This is a genomic window from Salmonella sp. 32082101201600294FB01SM01 (assembly GCF_017572865.1).
Classification (GTDB): Bacteria; Pseudomonadota; Gammaproteobacteria; order Enterobacterales; family Enterobacteriaceae; genus Salmonella; species Salmonella enterica.
Window position 1 is genome coordinate 864,595 of sequence record NZ_JAGESB010000001.1, and the last position, 19,834, is coordinate 884,428.

Below are 19,834 nucleotides of genomic sequence, written 5' to 3' on the forward strand. Positions count from 1 at the left end.
CATCCACCCCGGCGCGGGCATTTTTTTAGTCGTCATTGAGTTAGTGGTCATATTGTCGCGCCCGTAGCGACGCCATCCGTACGTATTATCCCGCCCGATCTCATAAACGCCTGGAGTGACTAAAAGACGCTATGGGGTGAGGCATCGCCCTGTAAGGGGCATAAAAAAGCCGACCTGGCGGTCGGCTTTGTATCAGCATTTACATCATTCTACCGGCTGTGGGCGTGTCGCCGGGGCGCTGGCGACACGTGTGGCGCTGTGTCCGCCTGCCGCGCCTTTACCTTCAAAGTGGAAGGAAGGGCGCTGCCAGTCGCTATGGTGCGGGGTTTCCGGCACATATTCCGGCGCTGGCGCACGCGTCATCGGCGCGCTGGCGTGATTATGATCGTCGTCAACGCAGACAACGTCCTGCGGCTTTTCCACCACCTGGGCCGGTGCGATAACGGTTTCTTCTGCCGTGTGCTCCACAACAGCCGCTTCCGCTTTTGTCTCTTCTTCTGGCTCGACAACGACAACATCAGCCACGTTTTCAGCCACCGTAATGGACGCGTCGGCGGTTTCTGCTACCGGTTCGGCGTCAGCAATAACCTCTTGCGCTTCCGGCGTATCGCTTTCGGCAATCAGTTGCGGCTGTTCATCAACCGGCGCGGCAATCACTTCCGGATGCGTTGTCTCGACCTCGACGACTTCCGGCGCCTGTGGTTCGGCGACGGTCTGCGGCTCAACGGCAACGTTTTCTACCGCCTGTACCGACGCTTGTGGTTCTAACGCTACGGTCGCAGCGATAACCTGCGGTTCAGCGACAACCGGTTGTGGCAGCGCCAGATCTGCTTCACGCTGCTCTTCAACAACCTGCGTTTCCTGAGGACGGACAATCGGGTAGCGGATCCAGACTTTACCGGACGCCATTTCCGGCGACGCGCAGGCGACGGTTAGCGGCATCGGCGATTGTGTCGGGTAGCGCTCGTCACGATAGCGACGGCGACGTTGACCGCTTACGCGCAGGTGGCGCGGAGAACGACGGGAGCGACGCGGCATACCGGTATTATCGCGAGGTTCTACGCTATCATCCTGCTCCGGCGTGATATCGGCAACGACAGGTAAATCAACTTTCGCCAATTCGGTACGCGGCGCTGGAACGGGCTGTTCAACGTTTTCAACCGGGCGTGGTTCGTCGACGACGACTGGCGTATCAACCGTTTCAACCACTGCGCTGTTGGTAAAGCGGACTTTCTGATTAAGCTGACGCTGCTTGCGGCGCGGCTGAACCTGCTGAACGCGTTCTTCCTGCTCGGTCTCCTGGACAGGCTGCTCTTCGCGGTTAAGCGCTTTTACTTCCTGCTGCGCCTGGCGTTTGTCATCATTGCGACGGCGGCTGCGTTCGCGACGCGGCGTCTGTTGCTGCTCATCGCTGGTTTTCACTTTTTCCGCCGTTTCCTGCTGGCGGGTATCGCGCGCTTCCGCATTTTGCTGCTGCGCCTGGCGACGGTTACGACGATTATCGTCGCGGCTCTCGCCGCCGTCACGTCCGGCACGGTTATCACGGGTGTCGCGGCGTTCGTTACGATCGCGACGGTTGTTCTGCCGTGGCTTGCGACGATCCTGCTGACGCTCCGCTTTTTCTTCCGCTTTCGGCGCGGCTGTTTCGACGGCTTTCGTTTCTTCACCGCTGAACAGTTGTTTCAGCGCGTTTAGGAAGCGGCTAAACAGACCCGGCTGGGCAGGCTGCGCGGCGGCAACATTATCCTTTTTCGCCGTGGCGACGCTAACCGCCGGTTCGACAGGCGTCGGCGCCGGAGGCACATCTGGCATAGCGAATGTCGCCAGCGCAGGCTGTTCCGGGCGTTTACGCTCGGCGTACTCTTCTTCAGAAGGCAGCGCCATCGCTTCTTCGTGCAGCTTCGGCAGCATGTAGCTCAGGGTCGGCGTTTCTTCCCCTTTGCGTACGCGCAGCACGGAATAGTGCGGCGTTTCCATCTGATCGTTCGGGACGATGACACAGCGGACGCCATCCTGACGCGTCTCAATAGCGTTAACTGCCGTCCGTTTTTCGTTAAGCAGATAAGAGGCGATCGGCACCGGAACAATGGCATGGACTTCCTGCGTATTCTCTTTCAGCGCTTCTTCTTCAATCAGGCGCAGAATGGACAGCGACAGAGATTCGTTATCGCGCACGGTGCCGGTACCGCTACAGCGCGGACACACGTGATGGCTGGATTCGCCCAGCGACGGGCTCAGGCGCTGACGCGACATTTCGAGCAGGCCGAAGCGGGAAATATGGCTAATCTGAATACGCGCCCGGTCCTGACGCACCGCTTCACGCAGGCGGTTTTCTACCGCGCGCTGGTGACGTACCGGCGTCATATCGATAAAGTCGATAACGATCAGGCCGCCCAGGTCGCGCAGACGCAGCTGGCGGGCAATTTCATCGGCTGCTTCCAGGTTGGTATTAAACGCCGTTTCTTCGATATCGCCGCCGCGAGTCGCGCGGGCGGAGTTGATATCGATAGCGGTTAACGCTTCGGTACTGTCAATGACGATGGAGCCGCCGGAGGGCAGGCGCACTTCACGCTGAAACGCTGATTCGATCTGCGATTCGATCTGGTAATGGCTGAACAACGGGATTTCACCGGTGTACAGCTTAATTTTGCTGCTAAAATCCGGGCGGCCCAACGCGGCGATATGCTGACGCGCCATTTCCATCACTTTTGGATTGTCGATCAGGATTTCACCGATATCCTGACGCAGATAGTCGCGAAACGCGCGTACGATGACGTTGCTTTCTTGATGGATCAGGAACGGCGCGGGACGGCTTTCAGCGGCTTTCTGAATGGCTTCCCAGTGTTTCAGGCGAAAGCTTAAATCCCACTGCAACGCTTCGGCGGATTTACCCACGCCCGCGGTACGCACGATAAGCCCCATCCCTTCAGGAAGTTCCAGGCTGGCCAACGCTTCTTTTAACTCGGTACGATCGTCGCCTTCAATGCGACGGGAAATACCACCCGCGCGCGGGTTATTCGGCATCAGCACCAGGTAGCTGCCCGCCAGACTGATAAAGGTGGTTAACGCCGCGCCTTTGTTGCCGCGCTCTTCTTTATCGATTTGAACAATGACTTCCTGGCCTTCGCGTAACACGTCTTTAATGTTCGGGCGACCATGAGCGCTGTAGTTAGCGGGGAAATATTCGCGGGCAATTTCTTTTAACGGGAGGAAACCGTGGCGTTCTGCGCCGTAATCAACAAAAGCCGCTTCCAGGCTCGGTTCAATACGGGTAATTTTGCCTTTATAGATGTTCGCTTTTTTCTGCTCGTGTCCGGGGCTTTCTATATCCAGATCGTACAGACGCTGCCCATCTACAAGGGCGACGCGCAACTCTTCCTGCTGAGTCGCGTTGATTAACATTCTTTTCATCGTAACTTACTCATTATTCTTACGTTGACGACTAAGCTGCGGGCATGGTGACGCCTTACCGGGCATGAACCGATGGCCTCGTGACTATTTCGCGTCGCCAACCTCACGGTTATCGTCAGCTCAAAGAGGCGCAGAGTGTCGGTTGCCTGTATTTCATACGGAAACACAGCGCAATTATCAGGGAAGCAGCCTGGGCATTACTCTCCAGAGAAGATCCTATCTACCGGTAAGGACTGCAACCCGCAGCCCGCTAACTGTCTGAAAAATCAATACGTCTTACGCCATTGCTGCGTTGATGATCGGTCAGACAAAATGGGTTATTCCGCTAAACTTTTTGTTTTAACAAGTTTCGGTGCGGAAACCGCATCATTATTCCACTGCTAACCTTGTTATAGCAAGATGACTTTTACCATTTATCACCCGCTTACTCACAGTTTTTTCACCAGCGTGAGCCAATCGCTTTAATAACCAGCAAAACCGCAGTGAAAAATGTTCATCCACTGGCGTAGACGTCTCTATAAGCATAGAAAAATGTGTGGCGCGAATCTCACAGGCTATTTAGAATCGCCCCCCATGAAAACAGAAACGCCATCCGTAAAAATTGTTGCTATCGCCGCTGACGAAGCGGGGCAACGCATTGATAACTTTTTGCGCACCCAACTGAAAGGGGTACCAAAAAGTATGATTTATCGCATCTTGCGTAAAGGCGAGGTGCGGGTGAACAAAAAACGCATTAAACCGGAATACAAACTGGAAGCGGGCGATGAAGTCCGCATTCCGCCGGTTCGCGTTGCTGAACGCGAAGAAGAGGCCGTGTCGCCGCATTTGCAAAAAGTGGCGGCGTTGGCGGACGTCATTTTGTATGAAGACGACCATATTCTGGTGCTGAATAAGCCTTCCGGCACCGCCGTACACGGCGGGAGCGGGTTAAGTTTCGGCGTCATCGAAGGGCTGCGGGCATTGCGCCCGGAAGCGCGATTCCTGGAACTGGTGCATCGTCTTGACCGCGATACCTCCGGCGTGCTGTTGGTGGCGAAAAAACGCTCCGCGCTGCGTTCGCTGCATGAGCAACTGCGCGAAAAGGGAATGCAGAAAGATTATCTGGCGCTGGTGCGCGGCCAGTGGCAATCGCACGTTAAAACCGTACAGGCGCCATTATTAAAGAACATTCTGCAAAGCGGCGAACGCATTGTTCGCGTGAGCCAGGAAGGCAAACCGTCAGAAACGCGCTTCAAGGTGGAAGAGCGCTATGCCTTCGCCACGCTGGTGCGCTGTAGCCCGGTAACGGGCCGTACGCATCAGATTCGCGTACATACCCAATATGCCGGTCACCCTATTGCGTTCGACGATCGCTACGGCGACCGTGAGTTTGATCAACAGCTTACCGAAGCGGGAACCGGTCTTAAACGTCTCTTTCTGCACGCCGCGGCGCTGAAGTTCACGCATCCGGGAACGGGCGAAGTCATGCGCATTGAAGCGCCAATGGATAACGCCCTGAAGCGCTGTCTGCAGGTGCTGCGTAACGCAAAATAGTTCCTCTTTCGGGCAGGTTATCTGCCCGAATCTCACTTTTCTCATAATATTTTTGTTTTGCTGTATCCGACGCATTTTTACCGTTGTGCACTGTTTATTCTTGCGATCCGGATTTCGGCGTGTTTAAGGACGAACAGATGGCCAATACTAGCTGGATGCGCTCATTTACTCAGCGTTGGGGAAAATACGTTATCGTGCCGCTCGTGATCGCGATGCTGACCGGTTGCGAAGGAAAGGGCGATAGTTCACGACGGGCTTTCGTTGAGTATTTGAATACGCAAATCATTACGTCTCCCGTGGTGGGCGTCTGTGAGTTGACGCCAGCCCAACGTCAGGCTTTTGGTCATTACGCCGATGACTACGATGTACTATTAGCTGCCTACGGGCAAATCTTTGCTGTGGTGTATGAGACCGGCCAGGAGGATAAGATCACCGGTGTTATTCAGTCTGAGCGTGATAATCTGGTTTTCCTGAACGAGCTACGTGTGGCTCGCGACGTAAACAATCGATTTATCCTTCGGTTGAAAAATGTGAGTAGTGAAAACAGAAAAAAACATTCTGCTTTAAAGTTCCCCTCTGATGTGAAGCTTGTCTTTGACGCTGCGTGGAATAAAACCGTAACACCGCTGGATGAGACGATGACTCGCTATTATTTTCTGCGCGGAAAGCGGCTCGACCAACTGGTCGCAATGGGCGAGTTTCTGCAAAAACAGGGAAATAAAGTCCGCTTTGAAACGAATGGAAAAGCGGTTTTTGCCGACCTGGCAGCAAAAGAACACTTTCAGGATCAACAATTTAATTTTTTCATTACGCAGAATGATATAAACCATCTTACTCAGCAGATGGTTGAATTTATAAATAGTCAACAAGATGCGGCTGATGCTGGCGGCGTTAATTAAAGGAATGTGTCGTGAGGTGAAGCAATGTTAGGGGGGCGTAAACTCATCGCGAGATGGAATTTAACGAGTCGCAAGGGGAAGGTTTCAGGACAGTAAACGTCCTGAGAGTTGCTCGCGAGAATAAGTTCGTAAGCCGCTTTTGACGCCGTAGAGCGCGTCAGGCGAGTATTGAGAACACGTGTTTTTACAAAACTGAACTGAGATGGGGAATTCTTTAACGCGCACGTATACCGCTGTTGATACCCTATGGGATAAAACGCACCGTACATCAGTTCGTAATGCCAATGCTTTTTTTCTGGTCGGTGAATGGATTGACCAGGAAACGGGCCCGCACGAAGAGAGTGAAGATCGGCAGGCGCTAAATTGTTCACAACAAGCGCTTTCCAGTTGGTTAGAACTGGAAGCGGTCGAAACTGCTCCCCTATAAACGGGAGATAGCTACCAACACGTGCAGAAACGGCTTTTAGCGGTATTTGAAAAGCCTACAGAGTAGGCCGTTTACTGCTGTAGCGGGTTGAAGCCCTCCCGTCGCAGCATCTGGCACAGGGCAATAAGCGGCAAGCCGATCAGCGTGTTCGGATCGCGACCCTCCAGGCGTTCAAATAATGCAATGCCTAAACCTTCGCTTTTAAAACTTCCCGCGCAGTGCAGCGGATGCTCTTTACGGACATAGTCGTCTATTTCCGCTTCGCTTAAATGGCGAAAATGAACGTCAAAAGGCTCCACTTCGGTTTGTAAGTGCCCGGAGGCGGAGTTATACAGTGCCAGTCCGGTATAAAACGTCACAATATTTCCGCTGGCTTTGGCTAATTGCTGACGCGCTTTTTCTTCCGTCAGCGGTTTGCCGGTGATTTCGCCGTCCAGAACACAAATTTGGTCGGAGCCAATAATCAAATGATTCGGGAAACGCGCGGCGAGCGATTGCGCCTTAGCCTGCGCCAGCCGCAGCACCAACTGACGCGGCGCTTCGCCCGGCATGGGGGTTTCATCAACATCCGGCGCGGCGCATTCGAAAGGAATCGTCAGCTTTTCCAGCAGCGCGCGACGCCAGGGAGAGGTAGACGCAAGGATGAGACGGGGCATATTTTTTTCCCTCAGATATAGCGTAATGATGAGAGCCATCTTAAACTATGCTCTTCGGTCTTCAAGCCTGTCATACTGACTCGTCTTGAGCGAAAATAAGTCTGTAACCCGCAATGTGTGCGAATTATTGGCAAAAGGCAACCGCAGGCTGCCTTTTTCTTTGACTATATGACGTTACGAAGTTAATATGCGCGCCCTATGCAAAAGGTAAAATTACCCCTGACTCTTGATCCGGTTCGTACCGCTCAAAAACGCCTTGATTACCAGGGTATCTATACCCCCGATCAGGTTGAGCGCGTTGCCGAGTCTGTAGTCAGTGTGGACAGTGATGTGGAATGCTCCATGTCGTTCGCTATCGATAACCAGCGTCTCGCCGTTTTAACCGGCGATGCGGTCGTTACGGTGTCGCTCGAATGCCAGCGTTGCGGGAAACCGTTTACCCATCAGGTTCACACAACGTATTGTTTTAGCCCTGTCCGTTCCGACGAGCAGGCTGAAGCACTGCCGGAAGCGTATGAGCCGATTGAGGTAAACGAATTCGGCGAAATCGATCTGCTGGCGACGGTTGAAGATGAAATCATCCTCGCCTTGCCGGTAGTTCCGGTGCATGATTCTGAACACTGTGAAGTGTCCGAGGCGGACATGGTCTTTGGCGAACTGCCTGATGAAGCGCAAAAGCCAAACCCATTTGCCGTATTAGCCAGCTTAAAGCGTAAGTAATAGGTCTTCCCCGCGGACGCAGGGATAAACCGTAATTGAGGAGTAAGGTCCATGGCCGTACAACAGAATAAACCAACCCGTTCCAAACGTGGCATGCGTCGTTCCCATGACGCTCTGACCGCAGTCACCAGCCTGTCTGTAGACAAAACTTCTGGTGAAAAACACCTGCGTCACCACATCACTGCCGACGGTTACTACCGCGGCCGTAAGGTCATCGCTAAGTAATCGCGCGATACTCGATGCCTTTTGCATCACAGGTGTGCCTGTGGTGTAAAAGCCGAAGAGTACAAGCGTGATAAAGCTTAGTGAGGATTTCTCCGCGTAAGCGGAGAACACCGAACCAGGCAGCGACGATACCTTGACACGTCTAACCCTGGCGTTAGATGTCATGGGGGGCGATTTTGGTCCTTCCGTGACGGTGCCTGCAGCATTGCAGGCACTGAACGCTAATTCGCAGCTCACTCTTCTTTTAGTCGGGAATCCCGATATTATCACGCCATTACTTGCCAAAGCTGACTTTGAACAACGTTCGCGTCTGCAGATTATCCCTGCACAGTCAGTTATTGCCAGTGATGCCCGGCCTTCGCAGGCGATCCGCGCCAGTCGCGGGACATCCATGCGTGTGGCCCTGGAGCTTGTGAAAGAAGGCCGAGCCGAAGCTTGCGTTAGCGCCGGTAATACCGGGGCGCTGATGGGGCTGGCGAAATTATTGCTCAAGCCTCTTGAGGGGATTGAGCGTCCGGCGTTGGTGACGGTATTACCGCACCAGCAAAAGGGCAAAACGGTAGTGCTTGATTTGGGGGCCAACGTCGACTGCGACAGTACCATGCTGGTGCAGTTTGCCGTGATGGGTGCCGTTTTGGCGGAAGAGGTCGTCGGGATCAAAAATCCCCGCGTGGCGCTACTCAATATCGGGGAAGAAGAAACCAAAGGCCTCGACAGTATTCGCGAAGCCTCTTTAATGTTAAAAACAGTTCCAACCATCAATTACATCGGCTACCTTGAGGCGAATGAGTTACTGACGGGAAAAACCGATGTACTGGTGTGTGACGGCTTTACAGGCAATGTCACACTTAAAACGATGGAGGGGGTTGTCAGAATGTTCCTTTCACTGCTGAAATCACAGGGCGAAGGGAAAAAACGGTCGTGGTGGCTGCTGTTATTAAAACGTTGGTTACAAAAAAGCCTGACGAGGCGATTCAGTCACCTCAACCCCGACCAGTATAATGGCGCCTGTCTGTTAGGATTGCGCGGCACGGTGATAAAAAGTCATGGTGCGGCCAATCAGCGAGCATTTGCAGTCGCGATTGAACAGGCAGTGCAGGCGGTGCAGCGACAAGTTCCTCAGCGAATTGCCGCTCGCCTGGAATCTGTATACCCAGCCGGATTTGAACCGCTGGACGATGGCAAAGGCGTAAACCTGCGGGCGCACAGATAATATCGCTGTCTCCCCGGCGCCGCCAGCGTGCCAGACGTTTACAGGTAACGGTATATAACCGAAAAGTGACTGAGCGTACATGTATACGAAGATTATTGGTACTGGCAGCTATCTGCCCGAACAAGTGCGGACTAACGCCGATCTGGAAAAAATGGTTGAGACCTCTGACGAGTGGATTGTCACTCGTACAGGTATTCGTGAACGCCATATCGCCGCGCCGAATGAAACTGTCGCGACGATGGGCTTTACCGCTGCGAATCGCGCGATTGAGATGGCGGGGATCGATAAAGACCAAATTGGCTTGATTGTGGTGGCTACCACATCAGCAACGCATGCATTTCCAAGCGCGGCATGTCAGATTCAAAGTATGCTCGGTATTAAAGGTTGCCCGGCGTTTGATGTCGCGGCAGCGTGCGCAGGTTTCACCTACGCGTTAAGCATCGCCGACCAGTACGTTAAATCCGGCGCGGTTAAACACGCGCTGGTGGTCGGTTCCGATGTATTAGCCCGCACTTGCGATCCTGGCGATCGCGGTACGATCATTATTTTCGGCGATGGCGCAGGCGCGGCCGTACTGAGCGCTTCTGAAGAACCGGGTATTATCTCCACTCATCTTCATGCCGATGGCCGTTACGGTGAATTACTGACCCTGCCGAATGCCGATCGCGTAAATCCGGATAACCCGATTTACCTGACGATGGCGGGCAATGAAGTCTTTAAAGTGGCGGTCACTGAACTGGCGCATATTGTCGATGAGACGCTGGCGGCTAATAACCTGGATCGCTCAGAACTCGATTGGCTGGTGCCGCATCAGGCTAACCTGCGTATCATTAGCGCGACAGCGAAAAAACTCGGCATGTCGATGGACAATGTCGTCGTCACGCTGGACAGGCACGGCAATACCTCCGCGGCTTCTGTGCCGTGCGCGCTGGATGAAGCCGTGCGTGACGGGCGAATTAAAGCCGGTCAGCTGGTATTGCTTGAAGCCTTCGGGGGTGGATTCACCTGGGGCTCCGCGCTGATTCGTTTCTAGTATAAGGATTTAAACATGACGCAATTTGCATTTGTGTTCCCCGGTCAGGGTTCTCAGAGCGTTGGGATGTTGGCCGAGATGGCGGCAAATTACCCTATCGTAGAAGAAACGTTTGCTGAAGCTTCTGCGGCTCTGGGATATGATCTGTGGGCGCTCACCCAGCAAGGTCCAGCGGAAGAACTGAATAAAACCTGGCAGACGCAGCCGGCGTTATTAACCGCTTCCGTCGCGCTTTGGCGCGTTTGGCAGCAGCAGGGCGGTAAAATGCCTGCGTTAATGGCAGGTCACAGCCTGGGCGAATATTCCGCGCTGGTTTGCGCTGGCGTCATCAACTTTGCTGATGCCGTTCGTCTGGTGGAAATGCGCGGTAAATTCATGCAGGAAGCGGTTCCGGAAGGTACTGGCGGCATGTCTGCGATCATCGGTCTGGATGATGCCTCTATTGCTAAAGCCTGTGAAGAATCTGCCGAAGGGCAGGTTGTTTCGCCGGTTAACTTTAACTCGCCGGGACAGGTGGTTATCGCCGGGCATAAAGAGGCAGTAGAACGCGCGGGCGCAGCCTGTAAAGCCGCTGGCGCGAAACGCGCGCTGCCGCTGCCGGTGAGCGTACCGTCGCACTGCGCGCTGATGAAACCAGCGGCAGATAAGCTGGCGGTTGAATTAGCCAAAATTACCTTTAGCGCGCCAACGGTGCCGGTAGTAAACAACGTTGACGTGAAATGTGAAACCGATGCCGCCGCTATCCGCGATGCGCTGGTTCGCCAGTTGTACAATCCGGTACAGTGGACGAAGAGCGTGGAATTTATCGCGGCGCAGGGCGTTGAACATCTTTATGAAGTGGGTCCAGGTAAAGTCCTCACTGGTCTGACGAAACGTATTGTCGACACCCTGACAGCGTCGGCGCTGAACGAGCCGGCGGCGCTGTCTGCGGCACTTACGCAATAAAAGAGGAAAACCATGAGCTTTGAAGGAAAGATTGCGCTGGTGACTGGTGCAAGCCGTGGCATAGGCCGCGCAATTGCAGAGACTCTCGTTGCCCGCGGCGCGAAAGTTATCGGGACTGCGACCAGTGAAAATGGTGCGAAGAACATTAGCGACTATTTAGGTGCTAACGGGAAAGGTTTGATGTTGAATGTGACCGATCCTGCATCTATTGAATCTGTTCTGGAAAATATTCGCGCAGAATTTGGTGAAGTGGATATCCTGGTTAATAATGCCGGTATCACTCGTGATAATCTGTTGATGCGAATGAAAGATGATGAGTGGAACGATATTATCGAAACCAATTTATCATCCGTTTTCCGCCTGTCAAAAGCGGTAATGCGCGCTATGATGAAAAAGCGTTGTGGTCGCATTATCACTATTGGTTCTGTGGTTGGTACCATGGGAAATGCAGGTCAGGCAAACTACGCTGCGGCGAAAGCGGGCCTGATCGGTTTCAGTAAATCACTGGCGCGTGAAGTTGCGTCCCGTGGTATTACTGTCAATGTTGTGGCTCCGGGTTTTATTGAAACGGACATGACGCGTGCGCTGTCTGACGATCAGCGTGCGGGTATCCTGGCGCAGGTGCCTGCGGGTCGCCTCGGCGGCGCTCAGGAAATCGCCAGTGCGGTTGCATTTTTAGCCTCTGACGAAGCGAGTTACATCACTGGTGAGACTCTGCACGTCAACGGCGGAATGTACATGGTTTAATCACGATTGAAAAATATTTGCGTTATTAGGGCGAAAGGCCGCAAAATAACGTAAAATCGTGGTAAGACCTGCCGGGATTTAGTTGCAAATTTTTCAACATTTTATACACTACGAAAACCATCGCGAAAGCGAGTTTTGATAGGAAATTTAAGAGTATGAGCACTATCGAAGAACGCGTTAAGAAAATTATCGGCGAACAGCTGGGCGTTAAGCAGGAAGAAGTAACCAACAATGCTTCTTTCGTTGAAGACCTGGGCGCAGATTCTCTTGACACCGTTGAGCTGGTAATGGCTCTGGAAGAAGAGTTTGATACTGAGATTCCGGACGAAGAAGCTGAGAAAATCACCACCGTTCAGGCTGCCATTGATTACATCAACGGCCACCAGGCGTAAGTGAACATCTCCAGGCGGTCGTTCGACCGCCTGAGTTTTATCTTTTTGTCCCACTAGAATCATTTTCCCTCCCTGGAGGACAACCGTGTCTAAGCGTCGTGTAGTTGTGACCGGACTGGGCATGTTGTCTCCTGTCGGCAATACCGTAGAGTCTACCTGGAAAGCTCTCCTTGCCGGTCAGAGTGGCATCAGCCTGATCGACCATTTCGATACTAGCGCCTATGCAACGAAATTTGCTGGCTTAGTAAAGGATTTTAACTGTGATGACATTATCTCGCGCAAAGAACAGCGCAAGATGGATGCCTTCATTCAATATGGAATTGTCGCTGGCGTACAGGCCATGCAGGATTCTGGCCTTGAAGTGACGGAAGAGAACGCAAGCCGTATTGGCGCCGCTATCGGCTCCGGTATCGGTGGTCTCGGTCTGATCGAAGAAAACCACAGTTCGCTGGTAAAAGGCGGACCGCGTAAGATTAGCCCGTTCTTCGTCCCGTCGACGATTGTTAACATGGTAGCAGGCCATCTGACTATCATGTATGGCCTGCGTGGGCCAAGCATCTCTATTGCGACTGCCTGTACTTCAGGCGTGCATAACATCGGTCATGCTGCGCGTATCATCGCCTATGGCGATGCGGACGCGATGGTGGCGGGTGGCGCAGAAAAAGCCAGTACGCCGCTGGGCGTAGGCGGTTTTGGCGCAGCGCGCGCGCTGTCGACCCGCAACGATAACCCACAGGCGGCGAGCCGTCCGTGGGATAAAGAACGCGATGGTTTTGTACTGGGCGACGGTGCCGGTATGTTGGTGCTTGAAGAGTATGAACATGCAAAAGCGCGTGGTGCGAAAATCTATGCTGAAATCGTCGGCTTTGGTATGAGCAGCGATGCTTACCATATGACGTCGCCGCCGGAAAATGGCGCAGGCGCTGCGCTGGCGATGGTTAACGCGTTGCGTGATGCCGCGATTGAGCCTGCTCAGATTGGCTACGTCAACGCGCACGGCACGTCGACGCCTGCCGGCGACAAAGCTGAGACGCAGGCGGTTAAGTCAGTCTTTGGCGATGCCGCAAGCCGAGTGATGGTGAGCTCGACCAAATCGATGACCGGCCATCTGTTGGGCGCCGCAGGCGCAGTAGAGTCTATTTTCTCTATTCTGGCGCTGCGCGATCAGGCCATTCCGCCAACCATTAATCTGGATAACCCGGATGAAGGTTGCGATCTGGACTTCGTGCCGCATGAAGCGCGCCAGGTCAGCGATCTGGAGTACGCTCTGTGTAACTCCTTTGGCTTTGGCGGTACTAACGGTTCGTTGATTTTCAAACGTATCTAGTCAGTACTGTTATGAATAAAAAAGCGGAGCGCCTGGCGCTCCGCTTTTTTATGTATTCTTGATCTGAAGGCTACTGGTACGTAAAGTTCAGTTGAACGACAGTCTTGAATTCCCCTGGCGTTACGCGACCCGTCGGTGTGTACATGCGCGCAGAGAGCGGGAAAACGGCCCGGTGGTCATTGCCGTTCACTTTCACGGCCAGCGTATCCGCCGGTGAGATTTCCGTCTGATGATCGCGGGTCATAATTTCCAGTGCCATACCGGTAGCGCTGCCCTGGCTGTTAGCGAATTTGGTAGCATCGTCAGTGTCGGCATCACCGCTGAACAGGGCAGTCACCTGAGTAGTTGATGGCGGGCAGGAGGAGAGGGTCAGTTCAAAATCCTGCCACTCACTGGTATCGCCCACCTTCAGGTAATCAACGGCGCGTGCCTGCTGGAACGTGACCGTCTGTTCCTTTGTGCCCGTATCCACGATGCAGGCAGAAGCAATTACTATACCGCTCAGGTTAATATCGGTTGCCTGCACGGAATAAATACTGCTTACCGCCCATAGACAGGCCAACGCGGGGAGCAGTTTATTTATCTGTTGCGCCATTGTCCCGTCCTGGATTACTGGTAGGTGAAGGTTGCCTGTACTTGGCCCTCGATGGTGCCTGGCATCACGAGGCCTGTTGCCACTGCACGGGAGCGCAGTTTCAGGTCATAGGCATGCGTGTCGGATGGGATTGCGATGTCCTTCAGAGCAGCGCCATTTTTATAGGCGTGCTCGCTTTTGTCATCCGTTAACTCAAGCTTCAGGTTGGTGGCAGTGCCGGTATTTTTGTAGAAGTCTGTATCCGTGTCGGCGGTGCCAGCAAAGGCTACGCTAAATGAGGTGGTGGAGGCTGGGCAATCGGTGAGCGTCAATGTCTTTTCAACCCATGGGGTAGTGCTGCCACTTGTTTCCAGAGTATTGGCCTGAATCCCGGTCCCCAGATTAATAGCGAGAGACTCATCGCCGCCGTTAACCACACAAGGTGAGGCGATAACGGTACCGCTGATATCAATATTGACAGCCTGACTGGATGAGGAAAATAACCAACCAAGCGCAATGATGAATGCCACTGTCTTTTTCCTGTTTGTAACAATCATATATAATCCCTATTAGTTGTAAGTAACTTTAAGCTCAATGGCTGTTTTGACATTACCCGCAGTTACGCTTTCAGCATCATCTATAAAATAAGACACTTTAAAGTCAGGCAACACATAATCCCCGGAGCCGTTATAATTCTGGAGCGCGATCGCTGAATTAATTGTATGAGGCGTACCATCGGTATTCTGTATCTGCACATAAACATTTTTCGCGTAGGTATCACCCGTCACAGTATTAAGAACCCCATTGGCCTCGTCGTGGGCTCCATAGACTGCGGAAAAATTATAAGAGATACCATTGATGGCCCCCGGGCAGTTTGTGAGCGTTATCGTCGGCGCCTGAATACTATTTTGTGCGCCCGTTTTTAGGCTATTCCCATAAAGTGGGTTGAGTTTAATTTCTGTTGGTGCGTTAATTCCACAAGCCGTATACTTTGGCTGACTAGCCACACCAGAACGGGCCACGAAAGTCACATCTCCATATCCGCTATCCGCTGGGTTATGATAAGAAACAGTAACGCTTGGCACCTCAGTAATGGGGCCCGCCGGTAGTTCATCCGTTAAACGCACCAGCATGTAGCGAATAATTAGGTCGCCGGATGCGTTGACATTACTATCGACGTCTAAACGAAATGGAGCCGTATAATCTTTATCCGGGGTTACTACGCCCGCTGGGGTGTAAGTCATTTGATAGGCAATGCCTACACCCGGGTTATTGGTTTTATACACCGTTGCGTCATTAGTAGTCGTTCCCCCTGTCGGTTCGCCATTCACAGTAAAATCAATATAACCTTTTTGGCTGCTAGCTATTATTGGCAATTTCCAGTGTTCCCCCCAGTCGTCAAACCAGGTTGTCCCCCCGGCCGAACTCGGCATAGTAAAGGAGCTGAATTTATAAGGTAAAGTTGATGTATTCGCACTGCTTGTATTTATGATACCTGCAAGAGCATCAACGGACGTTATCAACGGGCACACAGATATTAACAACGCAAGGCCGACTGTTTTTTTCACGAATACGTTTTCCTTATGACGATTATGGTCATCGTTATTAACGACAAGATTCTTGCGTTTCCATCACACCATCAGTCGCATTCAATTCTGTTAAATTGAATGTTACGTGACAGGTGTCATTCGCTGTACGGCCCCACGTTACCTTTAAGGTTCCGCGTTCGGGCGCACCGGTAAGATAGACTTGCCCGTGGTCACCCACGATGAAGCTCTTATCCGCAGGTTGACCCTCTATCGTTGCCAGCGCTCCAAATGGCACTATCTCCGTAGGGGTACGTGACAAATTCATGAGTACCCTTTTACCGATACGGGTATCAAAATGTGCGCGTACAATTGCGCCGCGCGTGGGGGTAATCATCTGGCTGGTCAGGTCGACGTCAGCACCATCAGGCAGCGTTTCGGTATCCAGTGAGACGGCGGTTTCACGGTACGGCGTCACGTAAGGCACCACGGTGTAACCGCGGAAGTCGGTTTTTACACCCGTCTGGTTGCTTATCGTAACGCCATTCGCCCCGGGGGCTTCTACCAGTGCTGAGGTTTCGCCCAACGACTGGCTGAGCGTGACACCATGCGCGTGGGCGACAATGCCGCCTTCCATGCCGTAGTTAACGCGTTTCTGGTCGTTGTCATAGCTGTAGGCACCATTCATTCGTGCGTAGGTCCCCTGATAATCGAGGCTGGCGTAACCGCCATTCCCTTCGCCGTGATTCGTTTCGCTCTGCTGGAGACTCCAGTTCAGGTTATTGTCTTCTAATGCTGACCCGTTTAGCCCGACGGTATGGTTGGTATTGCCCCGTTTGCTGGTATTCAGGTTGTAAGTGGCGTAACTGTGACTTAACCAGCGGTCGAGCGGGATGTTTATGCTCAGTGAGAAGACCTGATCTTCATCGTAGATTTTGTCGCTATCGTCACTGTCGGTGGTATTGCGGTTATAGCTGTAATTGATGTTGTACGTCACGCCGCCCCAGCTATTACTGTAACCCACACCGAGAGAGCGCATCTTCCGGTCACTGTTCCAGTAATCTTCGCTAATAGCATTGAGCGACAGTGACCCCAGACTCGCCCCGATACTCTGGTTAAGCTGAAGTTCAGCACGGTTGCGGCGGCGGTCGTTATTATTTTGCGACTCGTCGTCACGCCAGGTATCCAGTACTTCCGGGAGAGTGTAATAACCTGATGTTGAATACCTATAACCGGAAATGGATATATTGGTGCCGGTTTCGAGAATATTTTTACTGTAACGGATGCGCCAGGACTGGCCGCTCTCTTTATCCTGATCTTTTTGCGTTGACCATGCCTGAGTGCCATCCACCGAGACGGCACCCAACTCGCCGAGGTTTTTTCCAAGCCCGGTGAGCAGGGACTTGTAGTGCTGTGAGAACTGGCCCCCGCCATATACCGTAAACCCGGCTGGCAGGCCATAAATCAGGGTGGCCTGGGTAAACATTTTTTTGTCAATATCGCTCTCATAGGGGCGATACTGGCCGCTGGTCACGCTGTACTTCAGCCGCCCTTCGCGCTGCAGAATAGGCAGAGAGGCGAAGGCCACCGTCTGATGCTGTTCGCTACCGTCGGCCTCTTTAATTGTGACGTCAAGATCGCCGCTGCTGCCGGTTGGGTACATATCGGTAATCTCAAATGCGCCCGGCGAAACATAGCTTTGATAAATGGTGTAACCATTCTGTTTGATAATTACCTGCGCGTTAGTACGGGCGATGCCGCGCACCACCGGCGCGTAGCCACGCAGGCTATCGGGCAACATATCATCGTCGGAGGCCAGCTGTGCGCCGCGGAACGGCACACTATCAAACAGCTCGGAGGGCGCGGTGCTGTCGCCGAATGTTAGCTGACTTTTCAGCGCGATAATATTGCGTTGGGCGTAGGTGTAGAGCGAATCCCAGCTTTCATCGGCGCTATCGCCGTTGACGTTGCGATTCCAGGTGCTGTAGTTGCGAATGCGCCAGGGGCCAATATTCAGGCCCGGACGCAGGCTCAGATAATAGCTGTCGGAGTCGGTCATATCGCCGCGGCGCGCTTCGGTGTTGGCGCCGGAAAAGCTATAGTTGAGCAGCAGGGCGTTAATGCCCTCATCGAGCCGTTCCGGGGCGACGTAGCCGCGGGCATGGCTGTCTACGGCGGCCTGCGGAATAGACAGCCGTAGCTGCTGGCGTTCAAAGGCGAACTCGGCGCTGGCCTGCGGGATCGCCGCCAGGTTAGCGCAGTCGCCGTGACCAGCAAGATTTGGAAACGCGTCGGTACGAATACCGAACTCGCGCAGCGAGTCAACGCTGAAGCAGGGCTGCAGAGTGGTGTTGCCTGCCGTATCTTTTTGCATAACAAAATTAACGTCATGCACGCCAGCGGACGATTTATTCACAATGACGTCAACGCGATAGGTGCCAGGCATTTGGCCGATGCCTTCTTCAAAAGCGGAAAGATCGGTAAGCTCTTTTCCCGGCCCGTCGATCCCCAGCAGCGCTGGGTTAAAATATTCGCGGGCAAACGCAGTGTTACCGGCTGGCAGTGCGCACTGCAGGGCGATAAAGCAGGCGATTCGACTGAGCGTCATTATTTTTTTGTATGCGTCTGCATTCATCCCGATATCCTTTCGGTGTGGTCTTACAGGCGTGTGTGGTGTTCAGACCCGATAGAGCCGAAATCGTTAATAAGTGTCCAGGTTACGTCGCCGCTGGCTTCGGCGGGCGCGGTAAAGCTGGCGGAACTCATCGGCGCGACATAGGTAGCGTCTTTCACGGTGCTGGTTCCTATCTTCACCGTGCTGAAGTTCATATAGTAGGCTGTGGGATTGGTCACGGTAAGACGGTTACCGCTGTGCTGCCAGGTCAGCTTCGCGGTGACGTTTTCCGGTTGCTCCGTCAACGCCTGCGGACGGTAAATTAATTTAATGCGGGTTTTCACCGCAATTTGCAGAGTGTTAACGTTATCCTGCTTTTCTGTCGTCGATGGGATCGACTTAATATTCATCCAGTAGAGGGACTCACGATCTTCCGGCAAATTGCCGCCAGTACGGAGAATTCGCAGATTATTTTCCTGCCCTGCGCCTAAACGAAAAAGCGGCGGCGTGACCATAAACGGCGATTTATCGCTGCTTTTTTCCCCGGCGTCACTCCATGACTGAATGAGATAAGAAGATTGGTCCGGATTTTTAACGCTAATCGACGTTTCTTTTTTATCGCCGTTATAAATAATACGGGTTCCGCCGATAATAACACCGGCCTGTACGGTTGCCGTAGTGAATATAAGCGTGGCGGCAGTGAGTAAACTATATTTATTCATGGAGTATCTCCAAAGCAAAGCCGGGTCCATCCGGCTTTATTGGTTTACTAAAACGAGAGAATAAATTCCGCGCGATTAGTTGTAGGTCAGGGTAAAGTTAACGACGCCGTTGGCATCGCCGCCTGATACGCTATCTTCTGTCGCGATATAACGGGCGAAAAAGTCGAGGTTCGTTTCTTCTGCCGCATCGGAGGCAATGGTAACGGATTTAGACTCAGTACCCAGCGGCAGTTCGCTGGTATCGCTATTCAACAACTGGATAGCGACACCTTTAGCGACGCCGATAGTACCGTAACCGGTAATTTGCAGATAGTCGTTATTCAGGGTGTCCGGCATACCGTCATATTTTACGGAAACCGGTTTCCCCAGCAGATCTGCAGGGCAGGCGGTTAATACCAATGAAAACTTGGTGGTTGCTGCCGTTGAGCCAGCGGCGGTAAACGCTGTTTTAGAGACCTCGCCCAGCTTGACATCCTGAGAACTGGTGACACTGCCGTTAATTTTGCAACCTGCTTCGATGATTTTGCCGGTAAAATTAACCTGGCCATCCTGAGCCATTGCAGTCGAAGCAAGCCCCATTGCGGTGAATAATACGGCAGCGGCAAATTTTCCTTTCATTAAAAATGTCCTTTCATGGTCGACTCGATACGTAGATATTACTCAGCGCACGATAAATAGGCTTTGAGTAATAAATATATTAATTATGACTTTCTAATTGCAGTATTAAATATGATAGGGTAACGTCAGACGATACCCAATTACATTTTGACCATATGTGAAAGTTATGACTATAAATAATATCTAATTAATGCTTTTTGTTTTGCTAAATATATTCGCTAAATAAATTAATTTCCTCATTTAAGGTGCTGT

The 19,834-nt window shown here is 52.6% G+C and carries 19 protein-coding genes; 11 read left to right on the top strand and 8 right to left on the bottom strand.

Annotated elements, in window-relative coordinates:
* Window positions 1-204: 204 nt before the first annotated feature.
* Window positions 205-3,411 (bottom strand): ribonuclease E, encoded by a 3,207-nt coding sequence (gene rne, locus J4645_RS04140; protein ID WP_023214967.1) that lies wholly within the window; start codon window positions 3,409-3,411, stop codon window positions 205-207.
* A gap of 573 nt (window positions 3,412-3,984) precedes the next feature.
* Between rne and rluC the strand changes: the two genes are divergently transcribed.
* The 3 genes from rluC (at window position 3,985) to J4645_RS04155 (ending at window position 6,270) form a co-directional block, all read left to right on the top strand.
* The gene (rluC, locus tag J4645_RS04145; RefSeq protein WP_000846319.1) at window positions 3,985-4,944 is read left to right on the top strand and encodes a 23S rRNA pseudouridine(955/2504/2580) synthase RluC; all 960 of its coding nucleotides are present in this window, start codon (window positions 3,985-3,987) and stop codon (window positions 4,942-4,944) included.
* 155 nt (window positions 4,945-5,099) lie between these two features.
* The gene (locus tag J4645_RS04150; RefSeq protein WP_077906407.1) at window positions 5,100-5,843 is read left to right on the top strand and encodes a DUF3053 domain-containing protein; all 744 of its coding nucleotides are present in this window, start codon (window positions 5,100-5,102) and stop codon (window positions 5,841-5,843) included.
* A 202-nt stretch (window positions 5,844-6,045) separates the two neighbouring features.
* The gene (locus J4645_RS04155; protein ID WP_000528427.1) at window positions 6,046-6,270 is read left to right on the top strand and encodes a hypothetical protein; all 225 of its coding nucleotides are present in this window, start codon (window positions 6,046-6,048) and stop codon (window positions 6,268-6,270) included.
* A gap of 71 nt (window positions 6,271-6,341) precedes the next feature.
* Here the strand turns inward: J4645_RS04155 and J4645_RS04160 are convergent, their stop codons facing one another.
* Window positions 6,342-6,926: a nucleoside triphosphate pyrophosphatase gene (locus J4645_RS04160; protein WP_001137605.1), complete on the bottom strand. Its 585-nt coding sequence runs from the start codon at window positions 6,924-6,926 to the stop codon at window positions 6,342-6,344.
* Between the two features lie 198 nt (window positions 6,927-7,124).
* Between J4645_RS04160 and yceD the strand changes: the two genes are divergently transcribed.
* The 8 genes from yceD to fabF all read left to right on the top strand — a co-directional run bounded on the left by yceD (window position 7,125) and on the right by fabF (window position 13,528).
* A complete protein-coding gene (gene yceD, locus J4645_RS04165; protein WP_001174492.1) occupies window positions 7,125-7,646 on the top strand; it encodes a 23S rRNA accumulation protein YceD in 522 nt (173 codons plus the stop codon).
* A 51-nt stretch (window positions 7,647-7,697) separates the two neighbouring features.
* Window positions 7,698-7,871 carry a 50S ribosomal protein L32 gene (gene rpmF / locus J4645_RS04170; protein ID WP_000290727.1) on the top strand — a complete coding sequence of 58 codons (174 nt, stop codon included), beginning with the start codon at window positions 7,698-7,700 and terminating at the stop codon, window positions 7,869-7,871.
* A gap of 133 nt (window positions 7,872-8,004) precedes the next feature.
* A complete protein-coding gene (plsX, locus tag J4645_RS04175; protein WP_001518286.1) occupies window positions 8,005-9,084 on the top strand; it encodes a phosphate acyltransferase PlsX in 1,080 nt (359 codons plus the stop codon).
* A gap of 79 nt (window positions 9,085-9,163) precedes the next feature.
* Window positions 9,164-10,117: a beta-ketoacyl-ACP synthase III gene (gene fabH / locus J4645_RS04180; RefSeq protein ID WP_000288148.1), complete on the top strand. Its 954-nt coding sequence runs from the start codon at window positions 9,164-9,166 to the stop codon at window positions 10,115-10,117.
* 15 nt (window positions 10,118-10,132) lie between these two features.
* Window positions 10,133-11,062 (top strand): ACP S-malonyltransferase, encoded by a 930-nt coding sequence (fabD, locus tag J4645_RS04185; RefSeq protein WP_000191343.1) that lies wholly within the window; start codon window positions 10,133-10,135, stop codon window positions 11,060-11,062.
* A 12-nt stretch (window positions 11,063-11,074) separates the two neighbouring features.
* Window positions 11,075-11,809 carry a 3-oxoacyl-ACP reductase FabG gene (fabG, locus tag J4645_RS04190; protein WP_000007236.1) on the top strand — a complete coding sequence of 245 codons (735 nt, stop codon included), beginning with the start codon at window positions 11,075-11,077 and terminating at the stop codon, window positions 11,807-11,809.
* Between the two features lie 155 nt (window positions 11,810-11,964).
* The gene (gene acpP / locus J4645_RS04195; RefSeq protein WP_000103754.1) at window positions 11,965-12,201 is read left to right on the top strand and encodes an acyl carrier protein; all 237 of its coding nucleotides are present in this window, start codon (window positions 11,965-11,967) and stop codon (window positions 12,199-12,201) included.
* Between the two features lie 85 nt (window positions 12,202-12,286).
* Entirely contained in the window at window positions 12,287-13,528 is a 1,242-nt protein-coding gene (fabF, locus tag J4645_RS04200; RefSeq protein ID WP_000044666.1) for a beta-ketoacyl-ACP synthase II, read from the top strand.
* Between the two features lie 70 nt (window positions 13,529-13,598).
* On the opposite strand, the gene J4645_RS04205 is transcribed toward fabF, so the two are convergent.
* From J4645_RS04205 to J4645_RS04230, 6 genes are all read right to left on the bottom strand, one after another.
* The gene (locus J4645_RS04205; RefSeq protein WP_000068580.1) at window positions 13,599-14,123 is read right to left on the bottom strand and encodes a fimbrial protein; all 525 of its coding nucleotides are present in this window, start codon (window positions 14,121-14,123) and stop codon (window positions 13,599-13,601) included.
* Between the two features lie 14 nt (window positions 14,124-14,137).
* Window positions 14,138-14,659, bottom strand: a complete 522-nt coding sequence (locus J4645_RS04210; protein ID WP_012513009.1) for a fimbrial protein — start codon at window positions 14,657-14,659, stop codon at window positions 14,138-14,140.
* A gap of 12 nt (window positions 14,660-14,671) precedes the next feature.
* Window positions 14,672-15,670 carry a fimbrial protein gene (locus J4645_RS04215; RefSeq protein ID WP_000754357.1) on the bottom strand — a complete coding sequence of 333 codons (999 nt, stop codon included), beginning with the start codon at window positions 15,668-15,670 and terminating at the stop codon, window positions 14,672-14,674.
* Between the two features lie 37 nt (window positions 15,671-15,707).
* On the bottom strand, window positions 15,708-18,263 hold the full coding sequence (locus J4645_RS04220; protein WP_023136615.1) for a fimbria/pilus outer membrane usher protein: 2,556 nt from the start codon (window positions 18,261-18,263) through the stop codon (window positions 15,708-15,710).
* 23 nt (window positions 18,264-18,286) lie between these two features.
* Entirely contained in the window at window positions 18,287-18,964 is a 678-nt protein-coding gene (locus tag J4645_RS04225; RefSeq protein ID WP_001046428.1) for a molecular chaperone, read from the bottom strand.
* A 75-nt stretch (window positions 18,965-19,039) separates the two neighbouring features.
* On the bottom strand, window positions 19,040-19,582 hold the full coding sequence (locus J4645_RS04230) for a fimbrial protein (RefSeq protein WP_023214946.1): 543 nt from the start codon (window positions 19,580-19,582) through the stop codon (window positions 19,040-19,042).
* Window positions 19,583-19,834 lie beyond the last annotated feature (252 nt).